Source organism: Marinobacter shunpengi (assembly GCF_045449715.1).
In the GTDB taxonomy this organism is placed as follows: domain Bacteria; phylum Pseudomonadota; class Gammaproteobacteria; order Pseudomonadales; family Oleiphilaceae; genus Marinobacter.
Genome location: NZ_JBJJLA010000009.1, coordinates 224,998 through 237,168 on the forward strand (window position 1 = coordinate 224,998; position 12,171 = coordinate 237,168).

The following is a 12,171-nucleotide window of genomic DNA, read 5'->3' on the forward strand; positions in this document are numbered from 1 at the left end:
CACCATGAAGTATGCTGCCAGCGACCGACCACGTAACTCCGGAGCAGCCATGCCATCCAAGAAACCGTTTTCTTTACTGGAGCTTGCATCCGTCAGGGAAGGCGATTCCGTATCGCAGACACTGTCAAACAGTGTAGCCTACGCACGTCATGCCGAAAGCTTGGCTTTCAACCGCTTCTGGCTGGCGGAACACCACAACATGGAAGGCATCAGCAGTTCAGCCACCTCCGTGCTGATTGGCCATATCGCCGGCCAGACGGAGCGTATCCGCGTCGGTTCCGGCGGCGTCATGCTGCCCAACCACCCGCCGCTGGTGATTGCCGAGCAGTTCGGCACCCTCGAATGTCTGTACCCGGGGCGAATTGACCTGGGTCTGGGCCGCGCCCCCGGCACCGACCCCATCACCAGCCGGGCCTTGCGCCGGGACGGCATTGGTGCCGAGCAGTTTCCCGACGATGTGGAGCGGCTGCAGGAACTGCTGGGTCCCCTCCAACCCGGCCAGCAGGTGAAAGCCATTCCCGGCGCCGGCACCAACGTGCCTATCTGGCTGCTGGGGTCATCCCTGTTCAGTGCCCAACTGGCGGCCCTCCGCGGCCTGCCCTACGCCTTCGCCGGGCATTTCGCACCGCGCCTGTACCGGGAGGCCCTGAAGGTCTACCGGGAGCACTTCCGACCATCGGAACAGCTGCAGCGCCCCCACGCCATGCTGTGCCTGCCGGCGGCCCCCGCCGATTCCCTGGATGAGGCCCACCACCTGACCACCACCAGCTACCAGCGGATCCTGGCGCTGTTCCGTGGCCAGCCCCTGTGGATGAAGCCGCCGGTGGAATCCATGGACGGTCTCTGGAGTCCGGCCGAGGAAGCCGGCGTGCGGGATTTCCTGGCCCTGCAACTGCTGGGGGATGCCGACAACATCCGCCAGCGCCTGGAGCAGATCCTGGCCACCGTGGAGGTGGACGAACTCATGTTCACCGTGGACCTGTACGACCCGGGCCGGCGGCGCCACGCCCTGGATATTCTGGCGGAGGTGCGGGACTCGCTTTAACAGGCTGCTGAAGAACCCGCAAGCGCGGATGCCGGCTCCGCATAGTCCAGGCCATGGGCCTGGGCCACCTCCCGGTAGGTAACCTGACCGTGGCAGACGTTCAGGCCCGCCAGAAGATGGGGGTTATCGCGCATGGCCCGGACCGGCCCCAGGTTCGCCAACTGGCGGATAAACGGCAGGGTGGCGTTGGTCAGTGCCAGTGTCGAGGTGCGGGCCACGGCCCCGGGCATATTGGCCACGCAGTAGTGCACCACCCCCTCCTCAATAAATACCGGATCATCGTGGGTGGTGGGCCGGGAGGTCTCGGCACAGCCCCCCTGGTCGATGGCCACATCCACCAGTACGCTGCCGTCGGGCATGCGGCGCAGCATGTCCCGGGTCACCAGTTTGGGGGCCGAGGCACCGGGGATCAGCACCGCACCGATCACCAGGTCCGCCTCGGTCACGCACTGGTCAAGCTGGTCGGCGCTGGAGAAAACCGTGCGGATGCGGTTGCCATAGCGCTGGTCCAGGGCCCGTAGCACCTCCAGGTTAACGTCGAGAATGGACACGTCCGCCCCCATACCCGCTGCCATGGCCAGGGCATTCTGCCCCACCATGCCGGCACCGATGATGGTCACCCGTGCCGGACTGACACCCGGCACGCCACCGAGCAGCACGCCACGCCCGCCTCGCTCCCGTTCCAGGCAGTGGGCGCCGGCCTGTACCGACATGCGTCCGGCCACCTCCGACATGGGGGCCAGTAGTGGCAGGCGGCCATAGTCATCGGTCACCGTCTCGTAGGCAATGCAGGTCGCCCCGGAGGCCACCAGGTCCCGGGTCTGGGCTTCATCGGGCGCCAGGTGAAGATAGGTGAACAGGGTCTGGTCCGGAGTCAGCAGCTGGCGCTCCCCGGCCTGGGGCTCCTTCACCTTGACGATCAGTTCGGCATTGCGGAACACCGCCTCCGCCGAGGATTCCAGGGCGGCACCGGCCCGCCGGTAGTCGTCGTCGGTAAAACCAATGGCGGCACCTGCCGATGTCTGTACCAGTACCTCGTGACCATCCCGGGTCAGCTCCCGGACCGCAGACGGGGTCATGCCAACCCGGTACTCGTGGTTCTTGATCTCTTTTGGCACACCTATGCGCATAGGCCAACTCCCCGAAACGTCCCGTGTGACAGAAGTATAGTGTCGTAAACCGGAAATTCCCGAATACCGCCGGTCCATCCGCGGTCGGATTCGCGTCGTAAAACGAAAGTGATCTATCATCAACGGGATACCGGCCCCGCAGGACTGGCGGCCGGACCAGCCCAGCAATCAGAAGGATTTACGTATGACTTCACGCCTTACTCCCATTGCTACCGGTATTGCCCTGTCACTGGCTGGCGGTTTGGCACACGCGCAGCTACAGACCGAAACCGTCACCTACACGGTGGACGGCCAGGAATTCACCGGTTACCTGGCCTGGAATGACAGTGTTGAAGGAGCCCGCCCCGGGGTCCTCGTGGTCCACGAATGGTGGGGCCACAACGAGTTCGCCCGGGATCAGGCCGAGAAGCTTGCCGCCGCCGGTTATACCGCCTTCGCCCTGGATATGTACGGGGAAGGCAAGGTGACCGAGCATCCCAGTGAGGCGCAGGCGTTCATGAAGGAAGCCACCGGCGACCCCCAGGCACTCAAGGCCCGTTTCACCGCCGCCATGGAAGAGCTGCAGGCACACCCGACGGTGGACGATGACCGCATTGCCGCCCAGGGCTACTGCTTCGGCGGGGCGGTGGTGCTCAATATGGCGCGCATGGGCATGGACCTGGATGGCGTAGTGAGCTACCACGGCGCCCTCGGTAGCCCCATCGGGCCCGAGCCCGGCGATATCACGGCCCGCATCCAGGTTTACACAGGCGGGGCAGACCAGATGGTGCCCGCCGATCAGGTGGGCGGCTTTGTCACCAGCATGCAGCAGGCGCAAGCGGACTTCTCGGTGACCAGCTTTCCGGGCGTACTGCATTCCTTCATGAATCCGGGCGCGGATGCCATTGCCGCGGAGCACGACATGCCGGTGGGGTATGACCGGGAAGCCGCGGAACGTTCCTGGGAGGGCACCATGGCCTTCTACCAGGAGATATTCCAGGACTGAATTGCCTGTCCGGCACACAACACAACCACCGGATATCAGTCGTTTTGCGGCTGCTATCCGGTAAGTAGAACTACGGAATTTTTTGTTAACAAAGGACTGGTATTCACCGAAAAGCAGGAGTAGAGTCAGATTCAGGAAAGATCAGTAAAGCATTTCATAATCAAGGCGTATCTCTCTTCTGCAGTGGTGCATCCGTCCTGTTTTTGAATCCGCAGTTCTGTGTTTCCTCCCGAAGGTCCTGCAGCGGAGTCCGGCATCCCGGCGCGATTGCAAGGACAATATCTAGTAAGTGTTTTGAATACAGGAAAATCGAGTATGTCTACTGTTACCGGTACTGTTAAGTTCTTCAACGAAGCGAAAGGCTTTGGTTTCATCACCCGTGAGTCCGGTCCGGACGTTTTCGTTCACTACAGTGCCATCCAGGGCAGCGGCTTCAAGACCCTGGCCGAAGGCCAGCAGGTCGAGTTCACCGTCACCCAGGGCCAGAAAGGTCCTCAGGCGGAGAACGTTGTAGCCCTGTAAATCAGGCTTCAGCGAAGGTGGCATTCACGCAGTACTGAGTGCCATCGACATAAAAAAGGCAGCCACATGGCTGCCTTTTTTGTTGCTTCCCGATCCGTCCTTGCCCAGGCAGGATCAACCCAGGGACCGGGACAGACCGTACACCCACATGCCCACGCCTACCATGGCCAGGGAACCCAGCACGTGGACCAGGATACTGACCAGGGCCATCAACCATTTGTCTGCCTCGATAGCGCCCATCAGCTCCAGTGAGAAAGTGGAGAAGGTGGTCAGCGCGCCGCACAGCCCGGTGATCGCCAGCAACCGCCACTCCGGTGACAGGGAACTGTGGCTGAACCAGTTGATGAGAAAGCCGGCCAGCCCGGCTCCCACCAGGTTGGCCACCAGGGTGCCAGGCTGCAGGGTATGATGCGGACTGTTGAACCAGAGGCTAAGCGCCCAGCGCAGGTTGGCGCCGATAACGGCGCCAACGCTGACTGCCAGGAATGCCCAGCCGTTCATGCCGGGTTATGGTCAATCAGGGTGGACTTGTCCATGGCCAGGGCATCGAAAGCGAAGTCATCCACCGTCAGCATCTCGAGTACGTTCTTCTCGTACTCACGCATGAAGGTGATTTCCTCCTCGCTGAGGATATCCGCCTTGCGGGCGGCCTCGAACTGCTCTTCCGGATGCAGCGCCTCCATGGGCAGCTCCCCCTTGGCCGCCGCCTTGCCCACCTTCCGGTAGATGCCCTCGGCCCGCTCATAATCCTTCAGCAGGGCATTGTACTGGGCCACCGGATTGGGCTTGTCGTCGCCACCCGCCTGGGAGATAGGCGTCAGCAGCTTGGTCCGTACCGGGGTATCGGTGGAGATGGCCCGGGCCACACGACGGGTCAGGTCGTCGTGGGGCTTGTCCCAGCGACGGCCCAGGGGCATGGTGATGGCCCGCAGGGCCATGGCCACCGGCCGGTTCGGCAGGTTCTGCAGCAGCTCATCCAGGGCATTCTCGGTACGATACAGCAGCAGGCCCATGCTGTATTCCAGCAGGTCGGCCTCCCCTTCCACCGGCTGGGTCTCATGCCAGTGCTTGAGCACCATGGACGCCATGTACAGGTTCGCCAGCATGTCACCCAGCCGGGCGGAGATCAGCTCCCGCATCTTGAGCTGCGAGCCCAGGGTGGTCATGGCGGCATCGGAACACAGGCCGAAGGCGGCGCTGAACCGGGCCACGCCCTGGGCGTAGCGACGGGCGGTGCTGTCGAACGGCACCTCGGCCCTGCCGAAGCCCAGCGCCTGGGTAAAGGCCCGGGCGGCGTTACCGAAGATCAGCCCGGCATGGCTGAAGAAGGCCTCATCGAAGGCCTTCTCGTCGTCGTTGTCCTTGGCCGCCAGTTCCTTCAGCACATAGGGATGGCAACGGATCGCGCCCTGGCCGAAGATCATCAGGCTGCGGGTCATGATATTGGCGCCTTCCACAGTGATGGACACCGGCGCGGCGGAGAACCCGATCCCCAGGTAGTTGCGGGGCCCCAGGGTCACCGTCTTGCCGCCATGCACGTCCATGGCGTCGGTGAGCGTGGCCCGCTGCATTTCCGTCAACTGGTACTTGAGGATGGCCGACGGCACTGCCGGCTTTTCACCGTTGTCCACCATATTGGCGGTCTGCAGCACCGCCGACTGGGCGATGTAGCAGTAGCCACCAATACGTCCCAGGGCTTCCTGCACACCTTCCATTTCGGCCACCGGGGTATTGAACTGGCGACGCACCCGGGTATAGCCCCCGGCCACGCCCACCGAGGTGGCAGCAGAACCGGCGGCTCCGGACGGCAGGGTGATGCAGCGGCCCACGGACAGGCACTCCACCAGCATGCGCCAGCCTTCACCGGCCATTTCCGGCCCACCGATAATGAAGTCCAGCGGAATGAAGACGTCCTTGCCAACGATGGGCCCGTTCATGAACGGGCTGCCGATGGGCCAGTGACGACGGCCAATCTCCATGCCGTCGGTATCCCGGGGAATCAGGGCACAGGTGATGCCCAGGTCCTTTTCCTCGCCAAGCAGGCCATCCGGGTCGAACATACGGAACGCCAGCCCCACTACAGTGGCAATGGGCGCCAGGGTGATCCAGCGTTTCTCGAAATTGAGCTTCAGGCCCAGCACTTCCTTGCCATCGTAGGTGCCCTTACACACGATACCGGTGTCCGGCAGCGACGTGGCGTCGGAACCCGCCCGGGGGCCGGTCAGGCCGAAACAGGGAATCTCACGACCGTCCGCCAGCCGTGGCAGGTAGTGGTCTTTCTGTTCGTCGGTACCATACTTGAGCAGCAGCTCGCCGGGGCCCAGGGAGTTGGGCACGCCCACCGAGGTCATCAGTACCTCGTTGGCGGCCAGGCGCTGCAACACCGCCGACTGTGCCTTGGCGGAGAAACCGAGGCCCCCGTACTCCCTGGGAATGATCATGCCGAGGAATTTTTCCTTCTTGATGAACTCCCAGAGTTCCGGAGGCAAATCCGCCCGCTCAACGGCAATGTCCCAGGCGTTGCACATGGACACCGCTTTCACACACTGGTTGTCCAGGAACGCCTGCTCCTCTTCGGTCAGGCCGGTATTGCGGTTGATCAGCAGGTTGTGCCAGTCAGGACGACCGGTGAAGAGTTCGCCGTCCCAGCCCACCGTACCGGCATCCAGCGCCACCTGCTCGGTGGCGGACACCTTGGGGGCCACTTTCTTGAACATGGCAAAGGCCCGCGGGGTCAGCCAGCTCCGACGGAACCGGGGCAGGCCGGCGGCTGCGGTCACCACGGCGCCGGCAAACAGCAGCAGGGTCAGCCAGCCAGAAGCGAAGATCCATGACAGCAGGCCAAATACCACCAGGACGGCGATGGCGGGTTTGGCACCGGCTTCACGCCGCATCACGGCCAGCAGGGCGGCGGCCGCCAGGATAAACAGTATCAGGGTCATCATAGGGCTCTCTTGTCCTCCGGACAGTGGTCCAAAAATGGATCAGGCCAGCGAAGGCCCTCCTTGAAACTTTCTGCCTTGTGTACGCCAAAATTACCGGAACGGATGGGAACTGGCCAGCGCTCCGGTCTAACAATTCGTTGATTTGCCGAGTCCTGATGGACTGTACAGGCCAGGCAAACGGCACGTTCTTTACGCGGTAATCACCACCCGAATGGCTTCCATGGCCAGCTCCGCCCGCCCGATGGCATCCTCGGCGGCGGCTAGCTGCTCCCGGAAATAACGGATTTCCTCATCCCGCACGGCGGGGTTGTGGCGTTTCAGCGCCTCCAGCCGGTGAATCTCAGGCTCCAGCATCCGGCGGACCCCGGCCAGGGCGGCATCCCGCGCCGGCTCGAAGCGTGGCTCCGCCAGCACCCGGGCGTGATCCACCAGGGTCTCCACTTCGGCGCGTACCCTCGGCACCACGGACTGGGCGGTGCGGCGGGGGATATTGGAACACATGCCGTTGAGGCGGTCGTGGGGCAACACCTCCGACAGATCCCGGCCGTTAACGTCCACCAGCACCCGGATGGGCGACAGGGGCAGGTACCGGGACAATTGCAGGTTGTCCGGGGCGGGACAGTGCACCACGAACACCGCCTCCATCATCACGGTGCCGGGCTGCAATCCCTTGACCGAAATGGTGGAAAGGGCCGCCTTGCCCAGGCCGGACCCCAGCACCGAGTCCATCACTCCGGTCAGTACCGGGTGTTCCCAACTCATGAAGGCGAGGTCCTCACGCTGGAGGGCCTTTTCCCGGCTAAAGGTGGCCGTCATACCCTCGTCCGGCACCAGTTCCAGTTGCCCGGAATGCCGTTGCTCGCTGGGCCGAAGGATATCGGTGTCGGCGGAATGCTCCTCCACGTCCACCCCGAAGATATCGCAGGCGGTATGGAGGTAGTCACGCAGGCGGCTGTCATCCTCCTCCTGTTCAATGTCCCGGATCAGGGCAGCCGCCACCTGCGGCCGGCAGGAGTTGAGTTCGATCAGGGCATCCCGACCCGCTTCCAGTTTCGCCCGCAGGTCGCCGGCCAGGGTGGCGGTGCGGGCCACCAGTTCATCGATGCCGTCGGCGGCGCCGTCCATCACCATCTGCCACTGGTCCCTGACCTGGTCGAGGACGGGCATGCCAATGGCGCAGCTCTGCTCGAACGCATCCAGCCCGTCCCGGAACCACTGCATCTGCAACTCCGCCGTGGTCCCCTCCAGGTAGGGTACGTGTATCTCGATCACATCGCCCTGGCCGATCCGGTCCAGGCGCCCGATGCGCTGTTCCAGCAGGTCCGGGTTGGCGGGAAGGTCAAACAGCACCAGGTGTCGGGCAAACTGGAAGTTGCGTCCTTCGCTGCCGATTTCGGAACAAATCAGTGCCTGGGCCCCCTGCTCCTCCTCGGCGAAATAGGCCGCCGCCCGGTCCCGCTCGATCAGGCTCAGGTGCTCATGAAAGGCGGCGCTGCGGATGCCGGCCCGCAACTGCAGGTGAACCTCCAGCGTCATGGCGGTTTCGGCATGGGCACAGATGACCACCACTTTCTCCCGCTTGAGGGACTTGAGGGTCTGCTCCAGCCACTGCACCCGTGGATCCTCTGCAAGCCAGGTCTCGTCCGACAGGCGCATTTCGGGGGTAAGGCCGGCGATGCCCCGGAGGTCACCCTCCTGCCGGTACCGTTCCGGGCACGGCAGGGCCACTGTCTGCAGCCGGCGCTCAGGAAATCCCCGGACCGAGGACCGGGTATTACGGAACAGCACGCGACCGGTGCCATGGCGGTCCAGCAGGGCATCCACGATGGCGTTCACCGGATCTTCCGCCTGCATCAGGCCGTCCAGGTCATCACCCAGCCACTGTGCCAGTGTTTCCTGGCGCTCCGGCGATGGGGGTTCGCCGGATGCCAGCAACTCCCGGACGACCTCGTTGATGGCCTGGTAGTCCCGCTCCTGACGGCGAAAGCTTTCCAGGTCGTGGAAGCGGGCCGGGTCCAGCAGCCGCAGGCGGGCAAAATGACTCTCCTCCCCGGCCTGCTCCGGTGTCGCCGTCAGCAACAGCAGGCCCCGGGTTTCCTCGGCCAGGCTCTCCACCGTCGCATACTCGGCGCTGGCCTGCTCGGGGCTCCAGTCCAGGTGATGGGCCTCGTCCACCACCATCAGATCCCAGCCTGCCGCCACCGCATCCCGCTGAGCCAGGGTATGGCCGGTGATAAAGTCCAGGGAACACAGTACCAGTTGGCTCTGCTCGAAGGGGTTGGGTTTTTCCTCTTCCTCCGGCTCCGACTCGGTGAGGGCCTCGTAGCTCGAGTGGTCCACGATGGAGAAGCGCAGGTTAAACCGCCGCAGCATTTCCACCAGCCACTGGTGGATCAGGGAATCCGGCACCACCAGCAGCACCCGCCGGGCAAGGCCGGTGTGTAACTGGTAATGGAGGATCAGGCCGGCCTCGATGGTCTTGCCCAGCCCCACCTCATCCGCCAGCAGCACCCTCGGGGCATAGCGGCTGGCCACCTCGTGGGCGATGTAGAGCTGGTGGGGCAGGTGCTGGGTTCGGGCCCCCAGCAGCCCCTGTACCGGCGACCGGGACAGGCGGTCCTGGTGTTCCAGGGTCGCCAGGCGCAGGCGGAAGGCACCGTTACGGTCGAACTGGCCGGCAAACAGCCGCTGATGGGGGGCCGAGAAGTTCACCTGGCTGGCCAGGCGGACTTCCGAGACTTCCTGCAGGTTACCGGTGTCATCGGCGGCGTGGTACATCAGTACGCCCCCCCGGTCTTCCACCGCCTGAACCGTGAGCACCTGGCCGTCAAAGGTTTCGATGGCCTCTCCCATCTGGAAGACGATACGGGACAGGGGCGCACTGTCGATGGCGTAGGTCCGCTCCTCATCCGACGCCGGAAATCCGAGGGTAACGGTACGACCCGCGACATCCGTGACAATCCCCAGGCCCAGGGCCGCATCCGAATGACTGACCCAACGCTGGCCAATGGCAAAAGCAGGTGCTTCCAAGAATCCTCCCAATCAGTTCAATGGCAATCATGGTGGGGCACTATCGTTGCCCCAGTCGTATTAACGGTGGGTGATGGCCGTCGGATCAGGCTCCCTGACCCAGAATGCGGTGGCCCCACAGACCGCCGCCGGCACCACGAACAGATTCACCACCGGTACCATCGCCAACAGCGCCACCGGCAGACCGAATCCCATGGCGCTGAGACGCCGGGCAGCCAGGCGCCGGCGCAGCGCCCCGAAACTGACACGGTGGTTGTCCGCAGGGTAGTCCACGTACTGCAGTGACATCATCCAGCTGTTGAAGGCGAACCAGAGCACCGCCGCCACCAGGTTCACCACCGGAATCAGGCCGATAATAAACAGTAGCAGGGCCCGGGGCAGGTAATAGAGAATCTTCTGGACTTCCCGACCCAGGGCCCGGGGAATATCCTTGAATATCTGCATCCAGCCCCCTTCGTCACTGACCTCCTGGCCGGTGAGGAACTTTTCGGTCTGCTCCGACAGGAAGCCATAGAACGGGGAACCGATCAGGTTCGCCAGGATGACGAAACCGTAAGCGAAAACCAGCAGTATCACCACGGCGTATAACAGCCAGAACAACCAGTCCAGGGCCTGGAGCCACTGCCAGTCAGGCAGCCAGCCCATGACAATGCCGATAAGCATGGCGAAGCCCTCGGCCATGGCCCAGAAAAGGACGACAAACAGCAGGAGGTTGAGGATCAGGGGAATGATGACAAACAGCCGCAATCCCGGCTGCCGGATCAACCCGAACCCCTCACCGAGGTAGCCCAGGCCCTGGAAAAAGTTACCTTGCAACATGCTCGCAGCCTCATGACGCGTGGCGATGACGGGGCGCAAAGCATATCATGAAGCCATGGAGGCCCAGAACAGGCCCAGTGCCCCTTGATACAAGCAGGCTTCCAGGTAACACCCACAGCCGGACAGGTTATGCGACTTCCAGAACTCCTCCACAGACTGATCAGGCTTCAACTACTCTGGCGAACACTGTTCTGTATCTCCATCGCGTCCATTACCTGGCTTGGGTTCACCAGCGAGCCCTACCCGATACCCTCCGCCACCAGTGACAAGATTAACCACATGATGGCGTTCATGGAGCTGGCCATCCTGACACGGCTCGGCTGGCCACTGCTCGGGCTGCCGGTCCCCCTGCTGGTGCTCACCGGTTTCGGCCTGGCGCTGGAGCTGGGACAGTCGATTACACCGTGGCGGGATTTTGCCATGACCGACCTGCTCGCCGATGTCGTTGGCATCCTGCTGGGGTACGGCTTGATGACAGCGTTTTACCGACTGTGGAACAGACACCCGCAAGGCTGAAGGCCGGGTTTGCTATTTTGCCCATTCCTCGTGTGAGATATTTCCTACATTGATGTGAGAATCCGTCGCAACATCGCGTGGGCGATGCCGATCCAACGAAACAAGAAATATCTACTGCGCTGTTTTTTAAAGGAATTAACATTCCGTACATCGACCTGTGACAGAAACATCATGGTTTTGTCATGCGCTTGGAATTTTCAGCTTGGTATAGTGGGAACCGTCAGGGATGACAAGGAAGAGGAAGACGCATCGGATGCTCCTCACAGGACGGTGGGGGGAAGCAGGGACCTTACGGATAAAAAGCTTAAGGGAAAACCTATTACGGACCGCTGGCTAGGACGCCGGCGCCAGGGAAATGGCCAGGACAATACAGCAGCAGGATGGTTGCACCAGGGCATGGACGCCACGACCTGTTCCGACGAGGGCAATCCGAAAGGGTTGCCCTCTTCTTTTTTGTGTTTGCGGATTATCCGCCGGCCCGGTACAGCCGTACCTGGTTGAACTCCTCAAATTCATTCAGATCCGGCCAGGTTGTTGCGGAAGCGGTTCCCGTCACACGATACCCCGGTTCCTCCAGGTCCCGGACCCGGGAGTCCGCCAGCAGGACCTCTCCCGCCGCCTGGCGGAACGCCTGCAGGAATGGCCGGTTGTCCTTGTCATAGAGCACGTCCGCCGCGGTAATCAGGTCCAGCGACGCGGGGCGCCGGTGCCAGTCATTACAGGGTGTAATATGCACCCCATTCAGGGCGGCATTGGCCTGGGCGGCCGCCAGGGCATCCTCGTCCAGGTCACAGGCAATGACTTCAGCGGCACCGGCCCTGGCAGCAGCTACCGCCACAATGCCGGACCCGGAACCAAAGTCCAGCACCCGCCGTCCTTCCACCACCTCCGGATGATCCAGAATCCATTGGGCCAGAACCTGGCCGCTGGCCCAGCAGAACGACCAGTAGGCAGGCTCGGCCACCACCGCCTGGGCCTCATCATGGCTCAGCGGTCCTTCGAGAACCCCGGGGTCGAACAGGTACAGCGGCAGTGACGGGCACCCTGCCGGCCTCGACATGGCCAGGCGGCCCCGGGGAAGGGTACGTCGGATGGCATCGGCCAGTCCGGCTGGCACCGGTGGTAGTGTCGTCATGGATTGCCTCGGAAATCGGAACGGTCGTATTCTACACGGGCGCT

The 12,171-nt window shown here is 62.9% G+C and carries 10 protein-coding genes; 4 read left to right on the forward strand and 6 right to left on the reverse strand.

Translation table 11 applies throughout. From position 1 onward, the window contains the following. The first annotated feature begins 49 nt into the window (after positions 1-49). Positions 50-1,045: an LLM class flavin-dependent oxidoreductase gene (locus ACJO3T_RS04080; RefSeq protein WP_406965947.1), complete on the forward strand. Its 996-nt coding sequence runs from the start codon at positions 50-52 to the stop codon at positions 1,043-1,045. On the opposite strand, the gene ald is transcribed toward ACJO3T_RS04080, so the two are convergent. Then, complete coding sequence (gene ald, locus ACJO3T_RS04085; protein ID WP_406965945.1) at positions 1,042-2,175, reverse strand: alanine dehydrogenase; 1,134 nt, start codon at positions 2,173-2,175, stop codon at positions 1,042-1,044. The genes ACJO3T_RS04080 and ald overlap by 4 nt on opposite strands. 184 nt (positions 2,176-2,359) lie before the next feature. On the opposite strand from ald, the gene ACJO3T_RS04090 reads away from it, so the two are divergent. Continuing rightward, entirely contained in the window at positions 2,360-3,160 is an 801-nt protein-coding gene (locus tag ACJO3T_RS04090; RefSeq protein WP_406965944.1) for a dienelactone hydrolase family protein, read from the forward strand. Positions 3,161-3,475: 315 nt separating this feature from the next. Further along, complete coding sequence (locus tag ACJO3T_RS04095) at positions 3,476-3,682, forward strand: cold-shock protein (RefSeq protein ID WP_091853271.1); 207 nt, start codon at positions 3,476-3,478, stop codon at positions 3,680-3,682. 114 nt (positions 3,683-3,796) lie between these two features. On the opposite strand, the gene crcB is transcribed toward ACJO3T_RS04095, so the two are convergent. The 4 genes from crcB to cysZ form a co-directional block, all read right to left on the reverse strand. Next, positions 3,797-4,183: a fluoride efflux transporter CrcB gene (gene crcB, locus ACJO3T_RS04100; RefSeq protein WP_406965943.1), complete on the reverse strand. Its 387-nt coding sequence runs from the start codon at positions 4,181-4,183 to the stop codon at positions 3,797-3,799. After that, positions 4,180-6,624, reverse strand: coding sequence for an acyl-CoA dehydrogenase (locus ACJO3T_RS04105; RefSeq protein ID WP_406966189.1), 2,445 nt, complete (start codon positions 6,622-6,624; stop codon positions 4,180-4,182). The genes crcB and ACJO3T_RS04105 overlap by 4 nt, the downstream gene beginning before the upstream one ends. Positions 6,625-6,816: 192 nt before the next feature. Beyond that, positions 6,817-9,657 carry an RNA polymerase-associated protein RapA gene (rapA, locus tag ACJO3T_RS04110; RefSeq protein WP_406977857.1) on the reverse strand — a complete coding sequence of 947 codons (2,841 nt, stop codon included), beginning with the start codon at positions 9,655-9,657 and terminating at the stop codon, positions 6,817-6,819. Between the two features lie 60 nt (positions 9,658-9,717). Next, positions 9,718-10,476: a sulfate transporter CysZ gene (gene cysZ, locus ACJO3T_RS04115; protein ID WP_406965941.1), complete on the reverse strand. Its 759-nt coding sequence runs from the start codon at positions 10,474-10,476 to the stop codon at positions 9,718-9,720. Between the two features lie 129 nt (positions 10,477-10,605). Between cysZ and ACJO3T_RS04120 the strand changes: the two genes are divergently transcribed. Further along, a complete protein-coding gene (locus ACJO3T_RS04120) occupies positions 10,606-10,992 on the forward strand; it encodes a VanZ family protein (RefSeq protein ID WP_406977858.1) in 387 nt (128 codons plus the stop codon). Positions 10,993-11,458: 466 nt separating this feature from the next. Here the strand turns inward: ACJO3T_RS04120 and ACJO3T_RS04125 are convergent, their stop codons facing one another. Continuing rightward, on the reverse strand, positions 11,459-12,127 hold the full coding sequence (locus ACJO3T_RS04125; RefSeq protein ID WP_406977860.1) for a class I SAM-dependent methyltransferase: 669 nt from the start codon (positions 12,125-12,127) through the stop codon (positions 11,459-11,461). Positions 12,128-12,171: the final 44 nt, after the last annotated feature.